This window comes from Rheinheimera sp. UJ63, from assembly GCF_021568285.1.
GTDB classification, from domain to species: Bacteria; Pseudomonadota; Gammaproteobacteria; order Enterobacterales; family Alteromonadaceae; genus Alishewanella; species Alishewanella maricola.
On sequence record NZ_JAKGTQ010000002.1, the window covers coordinates 187,234 to 213,032 of the forward strand.

At 45.4% G+C, this 25,799-nt stretch carries 27 protein-coding genes; 14 read left to right on the forward strand and 13 right to left on the reverse strand.

Annotated elements, in window-relative coordinates:
• Genes L1N97_RS06940 through L1N97_RS06955 form a run of 4 tightly spaced genes read left to right on the forward strand, consistent with a single transcriptional unit; the run spans position 1 to position 2,063 of the window.
• Positions 1-816 carry a chemotaxis protein CheW gene (locus L1N97_RS06940; protein WP_236129277.1) on the forward strand — a complete coding sequence of 272 codons (816 nt, stop codon included), beginning with the start codon at positions 1-3 and terminating at the stop codon, positions 814-816.
• Positions 809-1,303, forward strand: a complete 495-nt coding sequence (locus L1N97_RS06945; protein WP_229584487.1) for a chemotaxis protein CheW — start codon at positions 809-811, stop codon at positions 1,301-1,303. The genes L1N97_RS06940 and L1N97_RS06945 overlap by 8 nt, the downstream gene beginning before the upstream one ends.
• Positions 1,303-1,740: a DUF2802 domain-containing protein gene (locus tag L1N97_RS06950; RefSeq protein WP_236129278.1), complete on the forward strand. Its 438-nt coding sequence runs from the start codon at positions 1,303-1,305 to the stop codon at positions 1,738-1,740. Before L1N97_RS06945 ends, L1N97_RS06950 begins: the two co-directional genes overlap by 1 nt.
• Positions 1,741-1,757: 17 nt before the next feature.
• The gene (locus L1N97_RS06955) at positions 1,758-2,063 is read left to right on the forward strand and encodes an EscU/YscU/HrcU family type III secretion system export apparatus switch protein (RefSeq protein WP_226751851.1); all 306 of its coding nucleotides are present in this window, start codon (positions 1,758-1,760) and stop codon (positions 2,061-2,063) included.
• 32 nt (positions 2,064-2,095) lie between these two features.
• Here the strand turns inward: L1N97_RS06955 and L1N97_RS06960 are convergent, their stop codons facing one another.
• On the reverse strand, positions 2,096-2,692 hold the full coding sequence (locus L1N97_RS06960) for a thymidine kinase (protein ID WP_226751852.1): 597 nt from the start codon (positions 2,690-2,692) through the stop codon (positions 2,096-2,098).
• A 135-nt stretch (positions 2,693-2,827) separates the two neighbouring features.
• A complete protein-coding gene (locus L1N97_RS06965; RefSeq protein ID WP_236129279.1) occupies positions 2,828-4,894 on the reverse strand; it encodes a site-specific recombinase in 2,067 nt (688 codons plus the stop codon).
• A 217-nt stretch (positions 4,895-5,111) separates the two neighbouring features.
• Here L1N97_RS06965 and L1N97_RS06970 point away from each other — a divergent pair, with 217 nt between their 5' ends.
• Together L1N97_RS06970 and L1N97_RS06975 are read left to right on the forward strand one after the other, a co-directional pair.
• A complete protein-coding gene (locus tag L1N97_RS06970) occupies positions 5,112-5,525 on the forward strand; it encodes an MAPEG family protein (protein ID WP_226751854.1) in 414 nt (137 codons plus the stop codon).
• 198 nt (positions 5,526-5,723) lie between these two features.
• Positions 5,724-6,920: a serine hydrolase domain-containing protein gene (locus L1N97_RS06975; protein ID WP_236129280.1), complete on the forward strand. Its 1,197-nt coding sequence runs from the start codon at positions 5,724-5,726 to the stop codon at positions 6,918-6,920.
• Here L1N97_RS06975 and rlmA read toward each other — a convergent pair.
• Complete coding sequence (gene rlmA / locus L1N97_RS06980) at positions 6,917-7,720, reverse strand: 23S rRNA (guanine(745)-N(1))-methyltransferase (RefSeq protein ID WP_236129281.1); 804 nt, start codon at positions 7,718-7,720, stop codon at positions 6,917-6,919. The two genes, L1N97_RS06975 and rlmA, sit on opposite strands and share 4 nt — an antisense overlap.
• A 93-nt stretch (positions 7,721-7,813) precedes the next feature.
• Here rlmA and L1N97_RS06985 point away from each other — a divergent pair, with 93 nt between their 5' ends.
• Together L1N97_RS06985 and L1N97_RS06990 are read left to right on the forward strand one after the other, a co-directional pair.
• Complete coding sequence (locus L1N97_RS06985; protein ID WP_226751857.1) at positions 7,814-8,137, forward strand: DUF440 family protein; 324 nt, start codon at positions 7,814-7,816, stop codon at positions 8,135-8,137.
• 54 nt (positions 8,138-8,191) lie between these two features.
• A complete protein-coding gene (locus L1N97_RS06990; protein ID WP_229584482.1) occupies positions 8,192-8,737 on the forward strand; it encodes a hydrolase in 546 nt (181 codons plus the stop codon).
• A 27-nt stretch (positions 8,738-8,764) separates the two neighbouring features.
• On the opposite strand, the gene L1N97_RS06995 is transcribed toward L1N97_RS06990, so the two are convergent.
• Complete coding sequence (locus L1N97_RS06995) at positions 8,765-9,544, reverse strand: S1/P1 nuclease (RefSeq protein WP_236129282.1); 780 nt, start codon at positions 9,542-9,544, stop codon at positions 8,765-8,767.
• A 2-nt stretch (positions 9,545-9,546) separates the two neighbouring features.
• The gene (locus L1N97_RS07000) at positions 9,547-10,386 is read right to left on the reverse strand and encodes a 23S rRNA (adenine(2030)-N(6))-methyltransferase RlmJ (protein WP_236129283.1); all 840 of its coding nucleotides are present in this window, start codon (positions 10,384-10,386) and stop codon (positions 9,547-9,549) included.
• A gap of 212 nt (positions 10,387-10,598) precedes the next feature.
• Between L1N97_RS07000 and L1N97_RS07005 the strand changes: the two genes are divergently transcribed.
• The 3 genes from L1N97_RS07005 (at position 10,599) to L1N97_RS07015 (ending at position 12,771) form a co-directional block, all read left to right on the forward strand.
• Positions 10,599-10,760, forward strand: a complete 162-nt coding sequence (locus L1N97_RS07005) for a hypothetical protein (RefSeq protein WP_236129284.1) — start codon at positions 10,599-10,601, stop codon at positions 10,758-10,760.
• Positions 10,761-11,120 (forward strand): RNA methyltransferase substrate-binding domain-containing protein, encoded by a 360-nt coding sequence (locus L1N97_RS07010; protein ID WP_329605550.1) that lies wholly within the window; start codon positions 10,761-10,763, stop codon positions 11,118-11,120.
• A 205-nt stretch (positions 11,121-11,325) separates the two neighbouring features.
• A complete protein-coding gene (locus L1N97_RS07015; RefSeq protein WP_236129285.1) occupies positions 11,326-12,771 on the forward strand; it encodes a KAP family P-loop NTPase fold protein in 1,446 nt (481 codons plus the stop codon).
• 38 nt (positions 12,772-12,809) lie between these two features.
• Here the strand turns inward: L1N97_RS07015 and L1N97_RS07020 are convergent, their stop codons facing one another.
• Entirely contained in the window at positions 12,810-15,008 is a 2,199-nt protein-coding gene (locus L1N97_RS07020) for an SEC-C metal-binding domain-containing protein (protein WP_236129286.1), read from the reverse strand.
• A gap of 301 nt (positions 15,009-15,309) precedes the next feature.
• Here L1N97_RS07020 and L1N97_RS07025 point away from each other — a divergent pair, with 301 nt between their 5' ends.
• Positions 15,310-16,182, forward strand: coding sequence for a tRNA/rRNA methyltransferase (locus L1N97_RS07025; protein WP_236129287.1), 873 nt, complete (start codon positions 15,310-15,312; stop codon positions 16,180-16,182).
• A 55-nt stretch (positions 16,183-16,237) separates the two neighbouring features.
• On the opposite strand, the gene L1N97_RS07030 is transcribed toward L1N97_RS07025, so the two are convergent.
• From L1N97_RS07030 to metK, 7 genes are all read right to left on the reverse strand, one after another.
• Positions 16,238-16,507 carry a DUF1653 domain-containing protein gene (locus L1N97_RS07030; protein ID WP_236129288.1) on the reverse strand — a complete coding sequence of 90 codons (270 nt, stop codon included), beginning with the start codon at positions 16,505-16,507 and terminating at the stop codon, positions 16,238-16,240.
• A complete protein-coding gene (ruvX, locus tag L1N97_RS07035) occupies positions 16,491-16,910 on the reverse strand; it encodes a Holliday junction resolvase RuvX (RefSeq protein WP_226751863.1) in 420 nt (139 codons plus the stop codon). The genes L1N97_RS07030 and ruvX overlap by 17 nt, the downstream gene beginning before the upstream one ends.
• The gene (locus L1N97_RS07040) at positions 16,910-17,467 is read right to left on the reverse strand and encodes a YqgE/AlgH family protein (RefSeq protein ID WP_236129289.1); all 558 of its coding nucleotides are present in this window, start codon (positions 17,465-17,467) and stop codon (positions 16,910-16,912) included. The genes ruvX and L1N97_RS07040 overlap by 1 nt, the downstream gene beginning before the upstream one ends.
• An 18-nt stretch (positions 17,468-17,485) precedes the next feature.
• Complete coding sequence (gene gshB, locus L1N97_RS07045; protein ID WP_229584474.1) at positions 17,486-18,448, reverse strand: glutathione synthase; 963 nt, start codon at positions 18,446-18,448, stop codon at positions 17,486-17,488.
• A gap of 11 nt (positions 18,449-18,459) precedes the next feature.
• On the reverse strand, positions 18,460-19,188 hold the full coding sequence (rsmE, locus tag L1N97_RS07050; RefSeq protein ID WP_236129290.1) for a 16S rRNA (uracil(1498)-N(3))-methyltransferase: 729 nt from the start codon (positions 19,186-19,188) through the stop codon (positions 18,460-18,462).
• A 105-nt stretch (positions 19,189-19,293) separates the two neighbouring features.
• Positions 19,294-20,874 (reverse strand): AbgT family transporter, encoded by a 1,581-nt coding sequence (locus L1N97_RS07055; protein ID WP_229584472.1) that lies wholly within the window; start codon positions 20,872-20,874, stop codon positions 19,294-19,296.
• A 187-nt stretch (positions 20,875-21,061) separates the two neighbouring features.
• On the reverse strand, positions 21,062-22,210 hold the full coding sequence (metK, locus tag L1N97_RS07060; protein ID WP_236129291.1) for a methionine adenosyltransferase: 1,149 nt from the start codon (positions 22,208-22,210) through the stop codon (positions 21,062-21,064).
• A 362-nt stretch (positions 22,211-22,572) separates the two neighbouring features.
• Here metK and tkt point away from each other — a divergent pair, with 362 nt between their 5' ends.
• Complete coding sequence (gene tkt / locus L1N97_RS07065; protein ID WP_236129292.1) at positions 22,573-24,570, forward strand: transketolase; 1,998 nt, start codon at positions 22,573-22,575, stop codon at positions 24,568-24,570.
• A gap of 200 nt (positions 24,571-24,770) precedes the next feature.
• The gene (gene epd / locus L1N97_RS07070) at positions 24,771-25,778 is read left to right on the forward strand and encodes an erythrose-4-phosphate dehydrogenase (RefSeq protein ID WP_229584469.1); all 1,008 of its coding nucleotides are present in this window, start codon (positions 24,771-24,773) and stop codon (positions 25,776-25,778) included.
• Positions 25,779-25,799: the final 21 nt, after the last annotated feature.

Consider the following 25,799-nt stretch of genomic DNA (forward strand, 5'->3'; position numbering starts at 1 on the left):
ATGAGCCAGTTAATTGCCAGTCAAAAAGTGATTCAAAGCTATTTAGATTCGTTATTAACCGAAGACGATGAGAGCGCTGAGGTAGCCAGTAGCGCTGTAGCGGAAAAACAACGTGCTGAATTAAACACCTTATTGGCGCAAGCCGTTACTGCGAAGCCCGTTGCTGTGCCAGCCGCCCCTACGGTTAGTGTAAAAACGCCCGTTGAACCCGTTTTAGCGCCGGCTAAATTGGCCGTGCAGCCCGCTGAGCTCACCAGTAATAGAGCAATCCCCATAGCACAGCGTTTAGCGACGAATACCGTTACCGCTGCTACCGATACAACGGCGAAAGCCTATCGGCAAGGCCGTTTTCAAGCGTTATTTTTTAATGTGGCCGGTTTAAAAGTCGCGGTACCTTTAACTGAGCTTGGTGGTATTCACGAGCTAAGTACTATCACCAGTTTGTTTGGTAAACCCAATTGGTTTCTTGGTGTGATGTTGTATCGTGAACAAAAAATCAATGTGGTCGACACAGCACGTTGGGTTATGCCAGAAAAATATAACGAAACCTTGGCGCAAGAGTTAAACTATAATTATCTCATTATGTTAGGGTCGAGTAATTGGGGGCTGTGTTGTGAAAGCCTAATTGATACCATTAGCTTAGAACCTGAAGAAGTGAAATGGCGTGAACACGAAGGCAAGCGCCCGTGGATGGCCGGATTGATCAAAGAACATATGTGTGTCTTACTTGAAGTTGACGAGTTAATCGCCTTGCTTAACCAAGGCCTCGATATCAACGCCCGCAGAATTAGAGCACAAGGAGCTGTAGATGAGTAATAAAGTTTCCCAGTCGGCAGATAAAAAACAGGTTGTCGACGAAGTGTTGCAATGGGTAACCTTCCGTTTGCAGGAAGAAACTTACGGCATCAATGTGATGCAGGTGCAAGAGGTGTTGCGTTATAGTGAGATCGCACCGGTTCCTGGCTCACCAGAGTATGTACTGGGCATCATTAATTTACGCGGAAACGTTGTTACCGTTATTGATACGCGGGCGCGATTTGGTTTACCGCCAGCCGAAGTCACCGATAATACCCGTGTGGTGATTATCGAAGCAGAAAAGCAAGTGATTGGTATTTTGGTCGACAGTGTCGCCGAAGTGGTTTATTTAAAACAGTCTGAGGTGGATAGTGCACCGAATGTCGGTACCGATGAAAGTGCGCGTTTTATTCAAGGTGTGGCTAATCGCGAAGGCGAGTTACTCATTTTGGTTGATTTGAATAAAATGCTGAACGATGAAGAATGGGACGAGATTAACAGCCTTTGATGAACATACCCGTTTGGTTAGTCTGGCCGTTGTTAGGCCTAGTCATAGTCAGTGTGTTGCTAATGGCCTTATGGCTGCGTAAGCGTTTGGCACAAGTTGAGCGTAAAGTCAGTTTACTGAGTGCTCAGCTTGAGAGCAGCCAGCAACATGCGGCCACAGCGCAGGCTGAGCTAGAAGAGCTGCGCTCAGGAGTAATCGGTGTTGGCCAGCGAGTACTCAATTTACAAGAGTCGCAACAGCGCTTAAAAAACCAATTAGCTGAGCTACACGAACAGCATCAAGTGATTGCGCTAAGCGATCCTGAGAGTAAAATTTATAGCCGAGCGATGAAGATGGTAGAGCTGGGCGCGGATCTCGAAGAAATTATCCGTGAATGTGAATTACCACGCGCTGAAGCTGAATTACTGGTCAATTTGCATCAACAAAAACAAGGTTAAGCCAAGCAGAGGTCGCTATGAGTGATCAGCCAGAGCAAAGCGCTACCGCGCTTAAATATGACGGTGCCGGCGCGCCCATTATTATTGCCAAAGGGCATGGCCAGTTAGCGGCAGATATTATTGCCCTAGCGCGTGAGCACGGTGTATTAATACATGAAGATGCCGAGTTATCTCGGCTGTTAAGCCAATTACAATTAGGCGATCAGATCCCTAAGGCCTTGTATCTGATTATCGCCGAGTTAATTGCCTTCTCCTATGTACTGCAGGGTAAGTTTCCTGAAAACTGGCATAACATTCACCAGCGTATTGACCTAAAAGCCTAAGCTCCTAAGCTGCATGTTCTTTGTAGCTAAGGCTATTCAGCCGTTTCTGGTTTTTGCCATACCAGCGCTTTAAAGTGCTGACGACACATCGAAACATAGCTTTCATTACCGCCAATTTGTACTTGCGAGCCCGCTGTCGCAGCCTGGCCATGTTCATCTAAGCGCACCACGAAATTCGCTTTGCGGCCACAATGACAAATGGTTTTTAATTCAATCAATTTATCCGCCCAGGCTAAAAGTGCCTGACTTCCAGCAAAGGTTTCCCCCAAGAAATCAGTACGTAAGCCAAAGGCCAACACCGGCACATTTAGCTCATCTACTACGTCGGTGAGTTGCCGTACCTGTGTTTTTGATAAAAATTGCGCTTCATCAATCAACACACAATCTAAACGGCCTGCGGCTTTTTGTTGTTGCAGTGTAGTGAAAAAGTCGAATTGGTGATCAAAAATGTGCGCATCCATGGCCAAACCAATGCGCGAACTGACTTTACCTAAACCAAAGCGATTATCTAAAGCGGCGGTAAAAATGGCCACCGTCATGCCGCGCTCTTGATAGTTATAGGCACTTTGTAGCAAAGAAGTGGATTTACCGGCATTCATTGCCGAATAATAAAAATACAATTGAGCCATTACGTTACCCTAAAAATGCTGACGGCGCAGTATAGCAACTTACCGCAGAAAATCAGCTAGCTGCGCTTTGTGACTAGCAGAATTTTCTTGCCTGCTGCGGCTGAAATTGACCGGCAGCAGGGCGTTGGTATGGTGTTAATGATCCGCAGTTTTAACCCTTTCTTGGGGTTTTTCTGTGCGCTTAACGGCGCTGTCATCTGATTTTTTATTGTTTTGTGTTGGTTTAGCGGGTTGCACTATCGGAAAGAATAAATTCAACGGGTTTTGCTTGATTTGATCGATCACACTTTTTAGTAATAACGAAAACTTACCAATTTGCGTGCCGCGGGCGCGCAGTGCCACGGTTAGGGCGAGAGTAAAGCTCACCCACAAATTAACAAAACCAATTAATAGCACCATCACTAGATAAAACAAAAAGCCGAAGAGGCCCAAATCGCCATCGACTGTGCTGTAGCCTAAATTGGCTGAAGCAAAGGCGACATGCCGAATATCCAGCGGTAAATCAAGCAAGTAGCCTAAGTAGCTGGTCATGCCCAATAACACACCAAAAAAGAAATTACCGGCCAAGGCGCCATAGTTTTCATGCCAATATTCGGCAAAAGCTTTACGCGCGCGCTGCGGTAACAGCCTTTTCAGTAAGGGGTGTTGGTATAGCCGTAAATTTAACTCAAGGTAATTGGCGCGGTTTTCAAAAAAACCGGCAATAATGCCCGAGCAGAATAACCAAACCCCCGCAATAGCCGCAAAAAACAGTGAGCCATGCCAAGGCGAGATGGCATCTAACTGATAAGACACCGCCGCAGCATCTAAAATGGGGCGATCTTGCCAATACCAAAAGCTCAAGGCAATAATTGAAGCGGTTATCACGGCAATACTGACGTTACCCCATACTGCAGCCCACTGCGACCGATTTACGTCAATCAGTAGGGTTGCCAGTTTTTTATGGGCTGCCCGGCCGTTTTCACCTTTTTCAACTTCAGCGGCAAAACTGGCCGCAGTCATGGCTGGCTGCTTGGTGGCGACAGTCAGGCCTAACATATGAATGAGCACAAAACCTAAGCCATAATTTAAACTGGCCAGCGCAGCGGTAGAGAAAGGGGATAACCCCAGCGCTTGGATATGAATTTTAATCAGTGCCATCACGGCAATAATCACGCCTGCACCTGCGGCTGAGGCCACTAAACCAAAAAATTGGCTTTTATCGCGGGTGATGTAATGTTCACCATGACTGCTTTTGTTCACGCTGATGCTTTTCGATAACAGCTGAGTACTACTGCGCCAGAGCGCACGCACGCTTTTTTTCTCGCGGCTGGTATACAGTAACTGCTCGGTTAACTCTAAAGTATGCCGGTGCAGCTCGGCGCGATCCTGACCGGTGATCAATATCACTAATTGTTCTATCCGGCTTAGCGTTTGCTCTAAGCGTTCTAACAGATGAGACACGGCCACCGTGCTGCCTGCTGCTGCTGCACGGCGTCTTAAGCGGTCTATTTGCTCATAGCATTGCTCAACCATCACGATGTAATGTGCACAGTCGTAGAGCGGTAATTCCACATCCGGTTGTTTTTGCCGATAATGACCCACTAACATATTCAGTTCACGATGCAGCGCAATAAATGCGGAATCAATGTTGTTGAGCCGCTTATCCAAGCGCATCAAATCCGGTTCCATCTCTTCTGCAGCGATCCAGACACTGAGCATTTCCAGTGCGCACAAGGCATCTTCATGCATGTGCTCTTCAAATGCCGTTAGCTTTTCTTTGCTAACTACGCTCAGAAAAAAGCAGCTGAACTCAGTAAACAAGCCAGGGCCATCAACATGCTCTTCATCATCAATAACAATGTTTTTAAAGACTTCGGCCAGCACATCTTTTAATTCGCTCAGATCGCGCGGTGCTGGGTTCACTTTTTCATAGAGACGGCTTGATAATTCGCGAAAAAAACCGCGACGCGAAAATACGCCAAGGCTGACTAATGCCGGGTAGATATGCACACTGCACAGCCAACTGAACAAGTTATTGGCAATCATTTCGCTTTCAGCGAGATTTTGTTGCAGTGTTTCTAATAATTTTTTAGCGCGTTTTTTACGCTCAAAGCTAAAGCGTGACTCGTTTACCCAACCCACTAATTGTTTTAGCAGGGGTAATCCTTCTTTTTCAGCGGCCAAAGCGCGAACGAGCATCAGCGCATTTAATTTATCCATTAACACCTCATACCCTATACAAGCCTTTACTGCGTCGTTGTCCTAAGCTGTTTGCTCAGCATAGCCACAGCATTTGCCAGTGCGCCCTTATGATACCGCAGTGTCTACTAGCTTGCGTAGTTTAAATTTACATTAGCTTTTAGACCTTTAATGGTTGTTTTACCTTAAAACAGGCATACTGCCCAGCAACAATATCGTTGATTTAAGGAAATAAAAGATGGAAAAGTGGCTATTATTGACCGTTTTTGCGCAAGTCGTGCTGACCAGCGTGGTCATGGTGCTGATGGGACGGCGACGTTTTAAAGCGGCCCGTAACAAACAAATTAACATGGCCGCTTTTCAAACCATGGATTTACGTGGCGCGGATCAACAAGTTATAGCGACCGGCCGTAATTTCGATAATCAATTTCAGATGCCCATGCTGTATCTGTTTAGTGTGTTATTTATACTGCAGTTTGGTTTGGCCGATTTAACCTTTTTGTTGCTGGGTACGGCCTTTGTGCTGTTACGTATCGCACATACCGTGGTGCATATTGGTAGCAATACCTTGCGTCCACGTTTTCGGTTATTTGTCTTAGGCTGTGTGGTGTTGTGGGTGATTTGGGGCCGTTTGCTGCTATTGGCATTATAATTTGTGCATTTGTTAATAAAATACACCGGCTTGTACTTAGGCTTGAAAATAAAGGGTTAGCGCCTTAACCAACCAAAACAAAAATAGCGGGTAACGCAGAACTAACCCTAGAGTACACTGGGGTTTAGCTGCTATGATTAACGAAGACTAACCCTTGATTTGCCCTATCGCGGTAGATCAGTAGTAGATGAGGTTATTTTGCTAAAAGCGTTATGCGGTTTGTTATGTTTAGGTGCTAGCTTTGCAGTTTTTGCCGAGCCCTCGCCAGAACAATTAAAAGAATTCGACAAGTTCTTTCAAGAACAAGTCCAGCAACAGCAAGTGCCTGGTGCTGCCTATGCTATTGTCTATAAAAATAAGATTATTCGTGCCAAAGGTTTTGGTGTACGTGAAGTGGGTAGCAAGCTACCGGTTGATGCCTTTACCGTATTTCGGATTGCTTCTGTTTCTAAAACCTTCGCCGGCGGTTTAGCCAGTATTCTCGCATCGCAAGGTCACTTTAAATGGGATGATCCGGTCAATCGCTATTTGCCTGATTTTTCGTTTAAAACGCGCTCGTTTAATAATAAATTAAAAGTAGAGCATTTACTGTCGCAAAGCACTGGGGTGATTGCCAATGCTTATGACAACCTGATTGAGGCTAATTTTCAGCCTGAACGTATTTTACCGCAATTTCAAAAGTTAGATCCGCTGTGTACACCCGGCCAGTGTTATGGCTATCAAAATGTCTTGTTCAGTTTAATTGAACCCATTATGCAGCAATCGACCTCGCAAGATTATGCCAGTTTGTTACGGCAGAATATTTTTGAACCGCTGCATATGCCAACGGCATCGGTGGGCTATCAGGGTTTTTTAGATACTGAAAATCGCGCCATTCCGCATGTGAAAGCTAAAGGTAAATGGTATCCACGTACCGTTAGCGAAAGTTACTATCGTTTTGCACCGGCCGCAGGGGTCAATGCCAGCGCTATCGATTTAGGCTATTGGTTAATTGCGCAATTAGGTTATAACCCCGAGGTGCTAAATAGCGAACAACTGCAATATATGACCAATAAGCGGGTACGCACGGTTCGCGATCTGCGCCGTCGTCAGTGGCGTGAGCATATTACCGATGCCCATTATGCCCTGGGCTGGCGCGTTTATCAGTTTGGTCAAGAGCAACTGGTGTATCACGGTGGTTGGGTTCAAGGCTTTCGTGCCGAGTTAGCGTATTCTAAAGATCGTGAGTTGGGTTTGGTGATTTTATTAAATGCGGAATCGAATGTGGTTGCGGAATTAAGCACGCATTTTTGGTCTACCATGTTTACGGCAATGCAAAAAGAAGACAAAGCCAGTTTACTGGCAGGTTGCAAACTTCCCGAGAAAAACAGTACAAAAAAAGCGGCTAACTGTTAAGCCGCCGCGACTTTCTGATATAAATCTACATAGAAATCACATTGAATTGCTGGCGCTTGCGCCAGTAATTCTGCTTTGACTGCAGCACTGAACTTCCAGCCTAATGGCACCATTGTGATCAACTGCATTAAATCGGTTGCCGTTAACTGCGTTAGCTGAAAACTTAACCGTTCTCTTGTAACATGCTGAAAATGCGTTATTTCAGTAACGGCATCACTGTGCAATCTCACTTCGCTATAAATCGCTTGTTTAAGTTGCAGTAAATGCTCAGGGGCGGGGGTAACGGTAAGTAAGTGACCACCCACTTTGAGCACACGGCTCAGCTCACTGGCTAAAGAGGGCGCATAAATACGCACTATGGCATCAAAATAGCCGGCGGCAAAAGGCAAGCTATAGGCACTAGCGACCGCAAAATGAACCTGTGGATACTGCTTGGCGGCTGAGCGAATGGCGCTTTTTGAAATATCGATACCATGCTGTTCTTCGAGAGTTAATTGTTGCTGTAACAGATGGCTGTAATAGCCTTCGCCGCACCCTAGATCCAACAACTTAGCGGCTTGAAGAGGTTTTAACATGGCGCCAACTTGCTCGGCCATTGGCCGATACCAATCGGCTTGCAAGAATGCGCGGCGGGCTTGCATCATCTCTTTATTATCACCCGGATCTTGCGAGTTTTTTTGCTGTACTGGCAACAGGTTAACGTAGCCTTCTTTAGCCTGATCAAAACTATGTCGATTGACACACTGATACTGTTTATTATTCAGAACTAAAGCTTGTTGACACAGTGGGCACAGGTACATAGTTAAACCAAGATAGCAAAAACGCTATTGTAGCAGCAGGCAAGCTTTCGCCGCAAAGCCTTGGTATACTGCGGCAAATTATGTGGGGGATCTATGCAAGAATTGGAAATGTGGTCTTTAGATGAATTATGTGACCATGCCTTTGATATATTTGAAGAATTAGCAGCCGATAACCTATCTGCTGAAGACTATCAGTTTTATCAACAGCATTATGAAGCACGCGGCTATGTCGATTTGGTGGTGCCAGGAGCGGATTGGCTAGATACGGTCAACCAAGAGCTTGAACCGGAACTGCACTTCGAAGCCCAAATTGGTGTGACGGGCGAGAACGGCAGTGCCGACTTGGTATTAGCCCGTATTTTGTTAAGTCGCGAAAAACATGAGACCCTATGCCATGCGTTGTGGCGTGGGCAATAAAACGGATGATTCGGCAAGGGTGTTTTAGCTAAAAGGTTTAGTAAAGGAGTCTTTATGTTATTGCAGGTACAACAGAGTCAGGTTTTGCTGATTGATATCCAAAGCAAATTGGCTCCAGCCATTGCTGATCAGGCGCAGCTGAGTCAGGCTGCCGCTTGGGTGTTACAAATTGCCAGCTTATGTGACGTGCCGGTAATGGCGACAGAACAGTATCCCGCTGGCTTAGGTCATACTATCCCCTCATTGCTCGAATTACTTCCTAGTGGCGCCGTGCATGAAAAAATTCATTTTAGTGCTATGCGTGAACCCGAGATTGTTGCGGCTGTTGCCGCACAGCAACGGCCACAAGTCGTGGTGCTTGGCACTGAAGCCCATGTTTGTGTGTTGCAAACGGTGCTGGACTTACTAGCCGCAGGGTATCAAGTGTATTTAGTTAGTGAAGCGGTCGGCTCGCGTACACCTGAAAACAAACAATTGGCGCTTAGCCGCATGCAACAAGCCGGTGCGGTGGTGATCAGTAAGGAAATGTTAGCCTTTGAATGGCTAGAGCGCGCCGGAACAGAGTTGTTCCGGCAAATTAGCAAAGGGTGGATCAAATAACCGCTTGGTTGCTTTAAGGCGAAAACCTTATTGACCGAGCAGCTGTTCTAGCAAAAGCGCCAATCGCACTGCAGCTTGTTGTAAACGCTGCTCTAACGTCGCTTGATACTGCGCTAAATAGCTGTCGTCAATTAACATGCCTGGCCGATAATGCTGATAAATATCAAAGGTTAACCGTGCTGATTCATTTGCCCAATCTAACACGCTGCCTTGTTGCCACAGCGCCGTGTTTTCTGGGTTAATTTGCAAAAATAACCATTCTTGTCTCTGGTAATCTTCGTCATAACCTAGCTTGTGCAGCATGCTGCTATCCCAAATGCCGTGTAAATTAGCCGGCGTTTCTGGGTTATAAAAATATACAGCAGTGCGATTGCCGCCAAGATCATCGGCATAACTGACATGCAGTGGCTGATGTAAATCACCCAGATAATGCGCTAAAAATAACAAAGCTTGCCAGTCAGTCGCATCTGCGGTTAAACGCTGCTGCATATCGGCGATGGCCGATAAAATACAGCCTTGTTCAGGGCAGTGTTCATGCTTAATTTCTTGTTCTGGGCGCGGCATATTCACATAGTGATGGGGCGCACTCCAACGATATTCCTCTTCACTGCGCACTTCATCTGGCCACGCGCAAGCACTGGAGAATTCGGTATGGGGTGAGGCGGCAACTAAGCTCGCCACGTGCTGTTGGGTTTGTACCGACAGTAATTGTAAGCTCATATTACAGATCAGCGCATGCCCCGTGCGCCCAAAACCAAAGCTATTGAAGCTGATTAACAGTGCACATAACACTAAAAAACTGCGCATACTTATTCTCCAACCAGTTGAGTAATACTAAAGCGGCTGGCCGCTTCACCGATCTGTTGTTGCACTTCGTTTAACGCCGCTTGCATGTCCTCGGCTAAGGTGTAAGGCGGGTTAATCACTAACATACCACTGCCCGTCATGCCATGCCCCTGGCTATCGGCATGTAAATTAAACTCAATACGTAACTGATTTTTAATGCCAGTAGCAACAAGGCTATTGATAAAGGCTTCAACCGCGCTGCGTTCAATGACCGGGTACCAAATAGCATAGGTCGCTTGCGGAAAGCGTTTATAGGCTTCTTGTAAGCCTGTAACCAAGTCTTGATATTCAGTTTTTAACTCATAAGGCGGGTCTATTAACACTAAACCGCGTTTGACCAAGGGCGGCAGCATGGCTTTAAAGCCGGCATAAGCATCGGTATTTTCAATACGCGTATAACGGCGGCGCACAAATTGGCTTTTTAGCACCGGAAAGTCGGTAGGATGCAGTTCAGTGGCTTGAATATGATCGTCATTGCGCAGCATTAACGCGGCAATTTTGGGTGAGCCTGGATAAAAGTTAAGCTCGCCATCTGGGTTGAGCTGTTTTACTAATGCAATATAGCGCTGTAACAACGGGCTTTGTGCTGGATAATGCCAAAGTTTAGCAATACCGCCTTGGTACTCTGCGGTTTTTAGTGCGTGTTCGCTTTGCAAGCTATACAGGCCCGCACCGGCATGCGTATCGTGATAGCACAGCGGTTTATCTTTTTTTAGTAGGTAGTCTAAGATGGCTACCTCGGTAAGATGTTTTACCACATCGGCGTGATTACCCGCATGGTAGCTGTGACGATAACTGAGCATAAAAAAGAGCCTTGCGTTGCCATTTAAGGCGCCAAGGATACTGCGTTAGCCTAAAAAAACAAGTGTTAAAACCATGGCACTAATAGCAATCGCTTTGCAGTAGACCCACGCGGACTCGGTGCAAGAAAAAACCAAGTATTGTCGGCGCCTAACTGGTAAAATCTGCGGTATACAGCAAGTGATAGCAAAATGCTAAAGAAACGGGAATGGGTATGTCACAACAACGGCCAAAAGGCGGCAAAGCAGCGGATCCGTTGCAAAAGCCATGGATGAAAAACGCGAAATCAGCAGCAAATAAAGCAAAACGTCCGGTAGCCGCATCAAAACCGCTAACCGCTAAGCCGATGAAAACCGTGTTGGATAACGAAGGTTAAATCTACGGAGAGAATGCCTGTCGGGTGATGTTTCAACAACGGCCAGAGGCAGTGATCCGTTTGTATTTGTCGGCGCAGTTGGCACCAAAGTTCGCTGATGTAATGAAGTATTTAGCCGCAGCGAAAAAAGCCTACCATATTGTTGATGATGCCGAGCTTGAAAAAGTAGCCGGCAGTGGCCATCACGGTGGCATAGTGCTGCTGGTAAAACGTAAAGCGCAGCAAAAACTTGCTGACTATTTACAACAGAAAGGCCGCAAGCAAGATTGTTTGCTGGCGTTAGATGGTGTGGGTAATCCGCATAAAAGAGGTAACACGATCTCTGACTTTTTCAACAATACTGTAGCCCCTGTTTTATAAAGCTTGTAAGCCTTCTTTCAACGCAATTCAATTCGCGTTTCTGATCCATTAAACCCATCTCTGAAAGCAACAATTGCCGTGATTTCGGCCTAGCAATCAGGTTTAAACTGTCCCGAATACCTACTTTCACTGTGGTGTTAAGACAGAAAGCAAATTACTATCTAAAAAAACAACTAAGATTCATGCATTAAGGGAAGTACAGGCTATGGCTGCATTAAGCTGCAAATACGAAAAGTGGCTGACAAAGTATACGTTTGAAAACTGTAAGCTTGATCGTGGCGAGTACGGCGAATTCCTTAAAAATTACCTGGCCGGTGAGCATGATGGTTTTGTCCTCAACTTAAATGGTGCTTGGGGTACAGGAAAAACCGAGTTCTTAAGGCGGTTATATTCTTTATTTATCACAGAAGGCCATCCAACCATATATATTGATGCTTGGGAAAGTGATTTTTCCGAAATGCCGTTATCTGTCGTATCAAGTGAACTTTTGAACCAGCTTTCTGCGATTAACGAAGATATTGGTACTGAACTTAGTAAAGTCGGAGAATTTTTAGGTAAGGCCGTTAAGGGGGCCATTATCGGCGGTGCAGGTCTTTTATCTAAGCATTTACTAGCTGACGCAAGCGCAGGTAGTGAAATGGCTAAGGCTCTGTTCGAAAAGTCACCAAACGACTTTCTTGATAGCGTGAAAAAAGAACATGCTGAACAGATTGAAGCAATAAAAAGCATTCGTACAGAACTGGGAAATCTTGCTGAAGTTATTCAGAAAAATTACAGCAAACGGTTACCAGTTTTTGTTTTAGTCGATGAATTAGATCGGTGCCGCCCAAGCTATGCAATTGAAATGCTGGAAGTTATTAAGCACTTTTTCACAACAAAACATTTTGTTTTTGTAGTCGCAACTGACACTAAGCAACTCCGTGAGTCTATAAAATCCGTATATGGTTCCTCATTCGACTCGACGACTTACTTGAAACGATTTTTTAATAGAGAAGCAAGGCTGGATGAACCAAAATTAGAGAAGTACATAGGACTTTCAAAAGTTAGTAACAATGAATATGGTTCAAGAGTGATACTTTATCCTGAAATTAGTAACTTAGGGCGCCAAAGCACAACTAAATACTTAGAATGGTTGTCAGTTGCATTCGATCTAAGCTTAAGAGACATAGATCAATTAATAAATAAATTAAACGCCTGCTTACGTACAGCGATTCATGCCTATGATCTAAGTCAAAAAGTTCAGCTAATTAATGTTTTTTCATTAATAACTGCGTTAATTGAGTTCGATAAGGAGCATTCTCAGTTTATTGAAAGAAAAACCAGCAACCCTATGATTTCCGGTGTGTTTACAAATACGGATTTCACTTTAAACGGTGAATTAGTCAGTCTCTCAGAGATCTATAAAATCAATATGATTTGTTCTGTCATGCATGAAGAAACTGTGGATAGTCATCATGGTGAGCAGTATAAGGAGCTTTATTTTGGAGTTAGGCAGTTAAGAAGCTCAGACTACAGTAATGATTTTACTTTAAGGACTATCATAGCGAATATAAGCAATGTACTTTCACACCATCATAAAAAAACAACCAGCAAAATATGGTTATGGCATGATTATCAGAGAGTAGTGAGGCTTGCAGGCATGATTGAGTAATGCACAAATTACTCATAAAACCATTTAAAATAATTAGATTATACGATGCAGCAATGTTTATGCTTTTTGCCACTTCCGCATGGACAAGGTGCATTTCGACCAATCTTTTTTCCGCCACTTCTCATAGATTGTTTTGGGGATGATCTAGGAGTTGGAGTTATAGAATGCAGAGGTTTTAGGTCGGCCACCAACTTGTCCATTTCACTAGATTGTTCCCACTCTGATTCATGATAAGACGCAAATCTCAATCTGCCGTGTGCTGGGCTAAGACAACATCCGACCCAATAATTGGCTTTGCAGATATATTTCCGCTTCTCGCAATGGACTATTAACCTTTTATACGCAGTTTCATGATCGTCCTCGCTGCAGTGAATGGTCAGGCCTGATTTAACGTCAAATAGTGGGAGTGTTATATCATGGTGGCGATAATCTTTTTTAAATTGTTCAATAAGTTTTGCGATTGCCGAGTTAAGTAAATCAATACTTTTGCCACACATTGATAAAAGATGAAACCCAAGTTTTTGAAGCGCATAATCTGATGAATTCTCTATATCCTCTATGATACCGCTGACATAGGTATTCTTATGAGCAGTTAGAAATCCCTCAGGAGTTTTTGTTCCATCAAATCCATCTCTTCTCGCAAGCATTGCTAATTCTAGGGCGCCAGAGATATCGTCTCCAAGCATAACCATATTGGGATTTTCGTCAAAATATAGGTTTTGTAAGATATATGTTGAAAGGGTCACTAGCTCATGGTTTGAAACTATTGAATCACCGAAATCACTGCGCTTGGTCATGTAGTCTAGAAACCGTAAGGGTGATTGCAACATTTCTGAAATCATATCCAACAAAAAAACATCCATAACGTAAGGGTGTTTTATGGTGTTAGTAACTTTATAGTCAAGAAAGTGGCTTGCTTGAGCGGCAAGAGCTGGAAAGTGGTCTGATACAAGGCAGATAGGAAATATTGCTTTAAAATCAGTTCCTATAGATTCTATAGCTGTACCCGATGAGTCTTTTAGCGTTAACCCTCCACTAATTAGCGCCTCGCTACATATAAGCGATTGGTCGTACGCATCTTGGATCGCCAATTTAAAGTCTTTTTTAAGTTGTGAACTGTTTCCTTTACGTGCTTCAATTGTTAGCTTTTTAGATTTTGCTTGGACAACGATTGCATAAGCTCCGAATGTGACCAGTACATCAATCTCACCAATTTTATTTTTTCCATCAAATAGATCGATGTTGGATAAAACATTTTTCTCCCCAAACACTAATGCTAAACGTTCTTTAGCGAATTCTTCAGTAAAGACACCTCGATGGCTGCTGGCTATTACATTGTATTTCTTGTCTGCTCCAAACCAGAAAAATGGGCTTTCATAAAGGCTTTCCCATAAGCTATATGACTGGAAGCTCAAATATTTGTCTGTGTCTATTTTAATTAAAGGAAAAGCATTTCTATGATTAAAATCATCGACACTGTTAAAACAATCCATACCCTCTTCTGGTTGAGCAGAAAAAGCATCAATTACGGCAGTGACAATCTTTAGGTCGAGGCCGCTCTGTTTAGTAATTTCAGACGGTTCAAACATAAAAACGGGCAGATGGTAGGGCAATGGCCAACTTCGAGATTCAGATACTGCATGATTTACTTTTTGTAGTTGAATTTGGTCTATTGCATTTATCACAGTTGCAGCTTGAATTATGCTAAAACCTTTGTTCGTTTGTAGCCAATTATCATCATACGAATAACGTCGCTTTGCTAAATCTCTATATTGGTGTTTATAGGCTCCATCACCGCCATAAAAAATAGCCTCTCGCATAAAAGCATTATGCTCATTGCTGTGGATAAAGTCAGAAAAAATCTTATTTGAAAAGGTTGCTCTCTCATCTTCTTGTTTAACTTTTGCTACCAAACTTGAAAAGTCTAACGTTGTGTAAAATGAATTATGCAGTTCGTCAAGAAGGTGCCATAAATCTTCTGCTCTGCATTTCAATTCATCGAAACTTAATTGAGTTGCCTTAAAGCCATGTTTACACGCTAAGCCAACTAGAGTTGAAAGTTCAGTTCGGGATAGCCTAGTGCGATCAAATTGCCCAGAAAACGCTTTTTCATCTAGTTTGTCACCGGAAAAGTGAATAAATGTATCTTTCCAGCAGAAGAAGGCAATTATTTCCCAAAAACCATCTTGTCTACTTAACTCTTCAAGTGCTTCAAATATCTGCTGTTCTGTTCTCATATTTTTAATTTACAGCCTTGAATATTAAGAGATAGGAAAGTGGCGTTATATAGCAACTGGATGCTAGTTTCCAGCACGATATAGAACATTAACCTAAAAAGCTCCTATTTCAAAATTCAGCTCTAGGTCGATGTTATCAGTAGCTGAGGTTGGTCTTTAGAGATCGTGCTTTAATCTGCTATTGGCCATTGGTGTGATGAAGTAGGGTTGCCAGTTGCAAAACAGAAGTATTGTTGCCGCGCAGCTGCTAAAATTCGCCGCATTAATGATTGCAGGCCATAAGGCTAATACAGGAACACCAATGTCTCAACACCGTCCGAATAAAAACAAAGCCGCTAATCCATTACACAAGCCGTGGAACAAAACCGATAAGGCTGCCGCTGGTAAGCCTAACCGCAATACTGCAACTGCAAAAGCACAGGCGGCGAAATCGGTGAAGTCAGTGCAGGGCGATGAGAGCAAAGTTTATAGCCCAAACGCTTGCCGTGTACTGTTTCAACAGCGGCCTGAATCGGTAATACGGTTGTATGTATCAGAGAAAGTAGCACCGAAATTTTCGGACGTAATGAAGTATCTGGCGGCGTCTAAAAAAGCGTACCACATAGTGGAAGATACTGAATTAGAGAAAATCGCTGCCAGCCAGCATCATGGCGGCATTGTGATGCTGGTAAAAAATAAGCCTATCCAATCCATTGCCAGTTATTTACAACAAAATAGGCTTAAGAAGGACTGCTTACTCGCTTTAGACGGAATAGGAAATTCGCATAATTTAGGCGCCATTACCCGCAGCTGTGCCCATTTTGGCGTGGGCGGCATTATTATGAAGCAGCCTGAGTTATTACAATCGGGCGCGGCGCTACGCACCGCTGAAGGCGGCGGTGAATTTGTGGATGGTTTAAGTTGCGACAATCTGCCACTGGCGCTGAAGCTTTGTAAAGAGGCGGGTTATACGCTTATTACAACCTCTAGCCATGGCGGAAGCTCGTTATATAACACGCCATTACCGGCCAAAGTGGTGATTGTGTTTGGTGAAGAAATGTTTGGTGTATCGCAACATGTCGCGAAAAACGCCGATATCGCGCTGCAAATACCCGGCACCGGTAAAGTGGAATCGCTTAATGTGAGCGTGGCAGCGAGCTTAATTCTGGGTGAGTGGTATCGGCAACAAAGTTAGGGCGCGTTGTAGTATGGGTAACAGCGACGATTATTAGCGTCGCTGCTGTTCATCGTTAAGGGGTATTTGCCAGTGAGCTTAGTGCTTTGGATAAGGTTGAGCCAACATAACTGAAGCGCGGGCTCAGTTCGCCAGCAATATCAACGTTTTCACTAAACATGGTGGCAGGGCGAGCCCACAGGCCAAAATCGCCGTACAGCGCACGATAGATCACCAGCCATTCGGCGGTTTCGCTATGCATAGCCAAGTCAACAACTTGGTAATAACGCCCTTTGTAGTGTTGATAATAGCCTTGTGGCAAATCAGGCTTAGTGTTGTTGTTCATGCCAGCCCTCAAAAATAATTTGTGCCGATAGGCTGTCTACTTTGTCTTTACTCAGATTACGATAACCGCCTTCTGCAAATAGTCTACTGCGCGCATCTGCGGTGGATAAACGCTCATCATGTAGCGCGACGGCTAAACCAAAACGGCCATGGAGGCGGTTGGCGAATTTACGTGTTCGCACGGTAAAGTCTTGCTCAGTACCGTCCATATTAAGCGGTAAACCGACTAACAATAACTGCGGTTGCCAGTCTTTTATTAAGCGCTCAATCTGCTCCCATTCCGGAATGCCATCACGCGCTTTTAAAGCAGGCAGTAAGGTAGCACTGCCGGTTAATTCTGAACCGACAGCGACCCCGATACTTTTGGTGCCATAATCAAAACATAAAATGGTGCGATGTTGCATTAAGCGTGGCCAGCCTCGTTGGTTAATTGCCAAGGTTTAATGCCAATGGCCGCGGTTGCGGATTGCCATTTTTCAGCATGGATCAAATCAAAAATGATATGATTATCAGCAGGCACTACTAGCCAGCTATTATCCGCAATTTCTTGCTCTAACTGGCCGGCGGTCCAACCGGCATAGCCCAGCGCCAAAATAAATTTCTCTGGCGCAGCGGCGGTGGTTAAATCCATCAAAATATCTTTTGAGGTAGTGACCATTAAGCCGTTTTCCAATGGCATACTGCTATGATAGCCCGGTTTAGCGGTATGCAATACAAAGCCACGATCACTCTGTACCGGCCCGCCAGCACAAACTTGGCTACTGGCCACCGGGCTGTCGGCATCAAAGGTTATTTCGAGTTGTTTCAATAAATCAGCCACGCTGACCGAGAGTGGGTGATTGATAACAATACCCATAGCGCCTTCATCATTGTGCTCACAAACATAGGTTACACTGCGTTTGAACATCGGATCGTCCAAGGCAGGCATTGCAATGAGAAAATGGTTCTGAAATCCTTGCATACAACCTCCGCGATATCATTACGGCGTTAAGCGTGCTGCCAGGCGCTGTTCAATGGCGTCAAACAACATGCCGGTAATACTGATCGGAAAAGCGGCTTCGATTTCCCGAATACAGGTTGGACTGGTGACATTGATTTCAGTTAATTTATCGCCGATAACATCTAGGCCGACGAAGATTAACCCTTTGGCTTTTAGTGTTGGACCGATGGCTTTAGCGATTTGCCAATCGGTTTCAGACAAGGCTCGAGCTTCACCTCGACCACCCGCAGCCAGATTGCCGCGTGTTTCCCCTGAAGCAGGGATCCTTGCTAAGCAGTATGGCACAGGTTCACCATCGATCACCAATATTCGTTTATCACCTTGGGTAATTTCTGGAATAAAACGTTGGGCCATAGCGTAACGACTGCCATGTTCAGTCAGCGTTTCAATGATAACACTGATATTCGGATCGCCCGGTTGTAAGCGGAAAATCGATGCGCCGCCCATACCATCCAACGGCTTCAAAATGATATCTTGCTCAGCTTTATAAAAGGCTTTTAACCGCGCGGGATCACGGCTGACTAAGGTTTTAGGCGTAAACTGACTAAACCAGCTGGTATAGAGTTTTTCATTGGCATCACGCAGGCTTTGCGGCTTGTTGACGATCAAGGTCCCCAAGTCTTCTGCTCGCTCTAGCATGTAAGTGGCATAAATATATTCGGTATCAAACGGGGGATCTTTACGCATCAGGATCACATCAAGTTCGCTCAGGGCGATATCTTGTTCAGTACCAAATTGATACCAGCTTTGTTGATCTTGTTGAACCCGCAGCGTAACCGTGCGGGCACGCGCTTGGCCTTGTAACAAATACAAGTCGGCCATTTCCATATAATGAATTTCATAACCACGATTTTGCGCCTGCAGCAGCATGGCAAAGCTGGAATCTTTATTGATGTTGATTTGGCTGATGGGGTCCATCACGATACCCAGTTTTATCGTCATAACATTTAACCTTAGGCAAGATCGCCAAATTGCAATTGCAAGGCACTAATGGCGGTTAGTGCAGCCGTTTCTGTTCGTAAAATGCGCGGTCCGAGCTGAATACCCGTAAACTGAGCTTGGGCCGTAGCGATGACTTCGGCATCAGTAAAGCCGCCTTCCGGGCCAATAACCAGCCGAATTGTTTGCGCTGGACTTAATGTTTTAATGGTGGCGCTGGCGCGCGGATCCAAGGTGAGTTTTAATTCTTTTGTTTGTTGGGCCAGCCATTGCGCTAAAGAAATCGCCGAATGTACCCTTGGCACAACACTGCGACCACTTTGCTCACAGGCACTTATGGCAATTTTTTGCCATTGCTCGTTACGTTTAGCTAAACGTTCACCATCCAGTTTTACGCCACAACGTTCGGTAAACAGGGGGGTAATCTCAGTCACACCTAACTCTACGGCTTTTTGAATGGCAAAGTCCATGCGATCGCCGCGTGAAATACCCTGACCTAAGTGAATAGATAGCGGTGACTCAACCGGGTTAGCCTGTTGTGCCACAACCTGTACCTGCACTTGCTTTTTGCTGACATCAACAATGTGGCTGTCGTAATTAAAGCCATCGCCATTAAAGAGTTGTATGGCTTGGCCCGTTTGCATGCGTAACACGCGAGACACGTGATTTGCTGCGTCATCATCAAGAAGCAGTGTTTGATTAACACTCAAAGTTTGAGGAGTATAAATACGAGGTATACGCATGCCGGCGGTTCCGATGCTAAAAGCGTTAATGTTAGCAGCCTGAGCTGCGGGTTCAAAATAAAAAACCGCTGCGAGCAGCGGTTTTGCAAAGTGGCCGTAAACAACTTAGCGCACTGGCACGTACTCGTAAGTTGAACCGAGGCCCAGTGGAATATCTAACGCCCAGAAGCCTAGTAAGAAGGCCGTCCAAAGCACCAGCATCACGACCGAGAAGGGCAGCATAAGCGCCACTAGGGTACCGATACCGCTATTTTTCACGTATTTCTGGCAGAACACCACAATTAGCGGGAAGTAGGGTAGCAGTGGCGTAATAATATTAGTTGAGGAATCACCCACCCGATAAGCCGCTTGCGTTAAGTCAGGCGAGATCCCTAACTCCATCAGCATGGGCACCATGATAGCGCCAATCAATGCCCATTTAGCCGACGCTGAACCGACCACTAAATTGACAAAGCCAGATAAGAATACAATACCCACCAGTGTCATACCCAAAGGCAAGCCCATGGCTTTTAACGCATTGGCGCCTTTTAACGCGAGTAACACACCCAGATTAGACTGGTTAAAAGCATATAAAAACAAGGCGCAGAAAAACGCCATCACAATATAATAGCCCATACCACTCATGGCATGGCTCATACCTTTGACCACATCACGGTGATTTTTTACCGAGCCAGACACATAGCCATACACAATACCTGGCACTAAAAAGAACACAAAGATAATGGTCACAATCGATTTCATCAGTGGTGCGGCGGCAGTAAGCAATGGGTTTACACCGGCTAATACCTCTTCTGGTTTTGCTGCCCATGGCGTTTGCTCTGGCACCACGATACTCAGGGCAAGTAAGGCGATAACCGCTAACATCGATAAGCCTGCTGCTCTTAAACCACGAGACTCATTAGGCGTTAAGGCTTCCATTGTCACCATTTGTGACGTATCACCATCAACTTTAGTACTTTTCAACCGAGGTTCAATCACTTTATCCGTCAGCACCCAACCAATGGCAACAATCAAAAAGGTTGAAGCGGTGGTAAAGATATAGTTGTTAAGCGGGTTGATGGTGACACTGGGGTCAAGAATTTGTGCTGAGGTTTGCGTTAAACCGGCCAGTAATGGATCTAAGCTTGAAGGCACAAAAAAGGTGGCAGAGAAGCCGCCAGATACACCCGCGAAGGCGGCAGCAATACCGGCTAATGGATGACGACCTGCAGCATAGAATATCACTGCGCCAAGCGGTACCACGAGCACATAGCCTGCATCAACGGCAACGTGGCTGAGTACACCTACCGCAACAAGTACTGGGGTCAGTAGCATTTTCGGGGTAACGGATAAAATTGAGCGTAGGCCAGCATTAATAAAACCGGTATATTCGGCAACGCCTAAACCTAGCATCGCAACCAGTACCACACCCAGCGGCGGGAAGGTGACAAAGGTATTGACAATATTGGAGGTGAAGTTCGTTAACGCTTCACCAGAAAGCAAGTTGACTATGGCAATTTGTTGACCAGAGCGAGGGTCCAGTTCATCAAAGCTCACGCCAGACAGTAACCACGAGGTTACCCAAACAATCACCATTAACAATGCAAATAATACGGCAGGATCGGGCAATTTATTACCCACCACCTCAATCGTATTGAGCGCACGATTCATCCAGCCATTGTTATTGGCTGCGGTTTGTTCAGACATAACATATCCTTTTTTATTTTTTTATTGTGTACTCACTGTTACAGTGAATGACCCTGGAAGGTACAACTAATCAATAATCATACACAAAACTTGGCGTCAGGTAAGCGGCAAATCAGCTGAACGGCCATTAAAAAAAGAAAAAAGGAGAGCTGAGCTCTCCTTTTTTTAGTTTTTATACAACAACTGCTTATTTTGCGTACTGACGCAGTAACTCGGCTTTATCGGTTTGTTCCCACGGGAACTCGTTGCGGCCGAAGTGACCATAAGCGGCAGTAGGCAGATAAATCGGTCTTTCCAGTTGCAGCATTTCAATTAAACCGTGTGGGCGAAGATCGAAATGTTCACGCACCAGTTTGATTAACTCATCTTCACTCAGTTTGCTGGTGCCGAAGGTTTCTAAGCTGATAGAAGTTGGCTCAGCTACGCCGATGGCATAAGACACTTGTAATTCAAGACGCTCGGCCAAGCCGGCAGCCACTAAGTTTTTCGCAACATAACGCGCAGCGTAAGCCGCTGAGCGGTCAACTTTTGATGGATCTTTACCTGAGAAAGCGCCACCACCGTGACGTGCCATACCACCGTAAGAGTCAACGATGATTTTACGACCGGTTAAACCACAGTCGCCCATTGGGCCGCCAATGACGAAACGGCCAGTAGGGTTAATAAAATATTTGGTTTTGCTGGTGAGCCATTCAGCCGGTAATACCGGTTTAATAATGGTTTCCATTACGGCTTCACGTAAATCAGCGGTGCTAATCGTGTCACAATGCTGCGTTGACAATACCACTGCATCGATACCGATGGGCTTACCGTCTTCATAAATGAAGCTTAACTGCGATTTCGCATCGGGGCGTAACCACGGTAAAGTACCGTCTTTACGTACTTGCGCCTGACGCTGTACTAAACGGTGAGAATAAGTAATAGGAGCAGGCATCAAAACGTCGGTTTCGTTGCTTGCATAGCCAAACATTAAACCTTGGTCACCTGCGCCTTGCTCGCTTGGATCGGCACGGTCAACACCTTGGTTAATGTCAGGAGATTGTTTACCAATTGCGTTTAACACTGCGCAAGAGTCAGCGTCAAAGCCCATGTCTGAATGGGTATAACCGATTTCACGCACGGTTTTGCGAACGAGCTCTTCGATATCAACCCAAGCTGAAGTAGTGATTTCACCACCCACAAGTACCATACCGGTTTTAACGAAGGTTTCACACGCAACACGTGCTTTACTGTCTTGTTCTAAAATTGCATCCAGCACTGCGTCTGAAATCTGATCGGCAATTTTATCCGGATGTCCTTCAGAAACTGACTCAGACGTGAAAATATGTTGTGCCATTAGTTGTTTTCCACCACGTTGGTTAATGCGGAATGCGCCAAAGCGCCTGTCTAAAATTACGCCTATTTGCAAAAGGTTGTACCGGCAAGCTATGCCAGTGCAGGTTGCAAAGTGATGGGCGCCAAAAAAATAGCCGCTAATTTTAGTGAAAACCGCGGCTGATTACCAGTAATATTTGACGCCCAGACGTCTTTCTTTCCGTCAATTACGCCACTCGTTGTTTTTAGATCAGATGCCAAGGAAATAAAGGCATCTAGCAAGATTAACATTTGCCATCTGCCGGCAGCTGAGTGAAAATAGTGGCAATTTAAGCAGCAAGCTAGGCGCTTAACCTGCCTTGCGCCCAATTTTCAGGAGTAAACATGCCATCTCGTAAACAACTTGCTAATGCTATCCGTGCACTCAGCATGGATGCGGTACAACAAGCTAAATCGGGCCACCCAGGTGCACCCATGGGCATGGCAGATATTGCCGAAGTACTCTGGCGGGATTACTTGAAGCATAACCCAACCAATCCAAATTGGGCTGATCGTGATCGCTTTGTGTTATCAAACGGCCATGGCTCAATGCTGATTTATTCTTTATTACATCTTAGTGGTTATCAGTTAAGCATTGACGATCTAAAACAATTTCGTCAATTACACTCTAAAACCCCGGGTCACCCAGAATACGGTTATGCCCCTGGTGTAGAAACCACTACGGGTCCATTAGGGCAGGGTATTACTAACGCCGTAGGTATGGCTTTAGCAGAAAAAGCCTTAGCCGCACAATTTAATCAGCCAGGTTTTGATATCGTTGATCACTTTACTTACGTGTTCTTAGGCGATGGCTGCTTAATGGAAGGCATTTCGCATGAAGCCTGTTCTTTAGCGGGTACTTTAGGCTTAGGTAAGCTGATAGCCTTTTGGGATGATAACGGTATTTCTATCGATGGCCACGTTGAAGGCTGGTTTACTGATAATACTCCAGCGCGCTTTGAAGCCTACGGCTGGCACGTTGTGCCGAATGTCGATGGTCATGATCCTGAAGCAGTAAAAGCAGCCATTGAGCAAGCGCGTGCGGTTACCGATAAACCCACCTTGATTTGTTGTAAAACGGTGATTGGTTATGGCTCGCCTAATAAAGGTGGTAGCCATGATTGTCATGGCGCACCGCTGGGCGATGCCGAAATTGTCGCTGCTCGCGCCTTTTTACAATGGCCCCATGCGCCTTTTGATATTCCAGCAGATATTTATGCAGATTGGGATGCGAAAACCACTGGCCAACAAGCAGAAGCAAAGTGGCAACAACTGTTTGCTAGCTATCAAGCGGCTCACCCCGCTTTAGCCGCGGAGTTTTTACGGCGCAGCAGTGGAGCATTACCGGCGAATTGGGCAGAGCAAAGCCAAGCCTATATTGCTAAGCTACAAGCTAACCCGGCAACGATTGCCACGCGTAAAGCATCGCAAAATGCGCTAAATAATTTTGGCCCTTTATTGCCTGAGTTTATGGGCGGTTCGGCCGATTTAGCCGGTTCTAACCTAACTATTTGGTCGGGCAGTAAGCCGCTGACTGCCAAGGATGCCAGCGGTAATTATGTTTATTACGGCGTGCGTGAGTTTGGCATGTCAGCCATGATGAATGGTATTGCCTTACATGGCGGCTTTGTACCTTATGGTGCGACCTTCTTAATGTTTATGGAATATGCACGCAATGCCGTGCGCATGGCCGCATTAATGAAGCAACGGGTTATTTTTGTTTACACGCACGATTCCATTGGTTTAGGTGAAGATGGTCCAACACACCAACCGGTAGAGCAACTAGCCAGTTTACGTGTTACCCCTAATTTAATGAATTGGCGTCCTTGTGACCAAGTTGAATCAGCGGTGGCTTGGCAACAAGCTATCGAGCGAAGTGAAGGGCCAAGCAGCCTGATTTTTACGCGTCAAAACTTGGTGCAACAAACCCGTAATGCTGAGCAATTAGACGCGATTAAACGCGGTGGTTATGTGCTATTAGATAGCGTTGATGCACCTGAGCTGATTTTTATTGCCACAGGTTCAGAAGTGGAACTGGCTATGCAAGCAGCAAAACAATTACAAGCTGACGGAAAAGCGGTACGTGTTGTTTCCATGCCCTCCACCGATGTGTTTGAGCAACAAGATGCCGCATATCGTGAAGCCGTTTTGCCAAAAGCCGTAACCAAACGTGTTGCGGTAGAAGCGGGCATTACAGATACATGGTATAAGTATGTGGGTTTGAACGGTGCCATCATTGGTATGAACTCTTTTGGTGAGTCAGCCCCGGCAGAGCAATTATTTGCTCACTTTGGTATCACTACCGAAAAAGTACTTGAGGCGGCTCAGCAATTACTGAGCTAAGTTAAGCTTTTATAACGGCTCATGTTGAGCCTGTGCTGTTCATATCAACGCTAATGGGGCCAACAAGGCCTCGTTACGCCGGCAAGGATGCATGAGGTATGGTGGTGATGTTTTGCATCATCACCCTGCTTCATTTCATATTTGCACGGCGCGTTAGGTGCACAGTATTACCCGCAGATAAGGTTCTTGCAGTTACGTTTATGGCAATAAAACTGGCAATAAACGGCTTTGGCCGTATTGGACGCAATATCTTACGTGCCATTTATGAAAATGGCTGGCAACAGCAATTTCAAGTCGTCGCGATTAATGAATTGGCCGACGCAGCCGGTGTCGCACATTTATTAAAGTATGACAGCTCGCACGGTCGATTTGGTTATGCTGTGCAATCGTTTGCGGGGGGGATAACGGTGGCTGGCGATAATATTGCGTTATTTGCTCAGGCCGATCCGTTGGAATTACCTTGGCGCGAATTAGCAGTGGATGTGGTACTGGAGTGTACCGGCATTTTTTCTACCCGAGAGCACGCACAGTGGCATCTCGATGCGGGTGCCAAGCAAGTGTTATTTTCACATCCCGCGGCAGCGGACATTGATGCCACTATTATATACGGTATTAATCAGCACTTACTCGAACCGAGCATGCAAGTTATTTCAGCCGGTTCTTGTACCACTAATTGTATCGTGCCGGTGATTCAGGTGCTCGATCAGCATTTTGGTGTGGAAAGCGGTACCATCACGACGATCCATGCCTCGATGAATGATCAACAAGTCATCGACGCTTATCATCCTGATCTCCGCCGCACGCGAGCGGCCAGTCAATCGATTATACCGGTGGATACCAAATTAGCCTTGGGTATCGAACGCATTATGCCACACTTAGCTGGCCGTTTTGAGGCCATTGCAGTGCGGGTACCTACGTTAAATGTCACGGCAATGGATTTAAGCGTTACCTTAGATCATGATGTCAGTATTCATGATATCAACCGGGTGTTACGCGAAGCCAGCCAACAAGCATTGCGCGGTATCCTCGATTATACTGAAGAGCCTTTAGTTTCTGTCGATTTTAATCATGATCCACATTCCTGTATTGTTGATGGCTCGCAAACGCGGGTTAGTCATAAACGTTTAGTTAAGTGTCTAGTTTGGTGCGATAACGAGTGGGGTTTTGCCAATCGTATGTTGGATACCGCCAGAGCTATGGCAGGGTAAGCTTTTTGCAATGGAGAATAA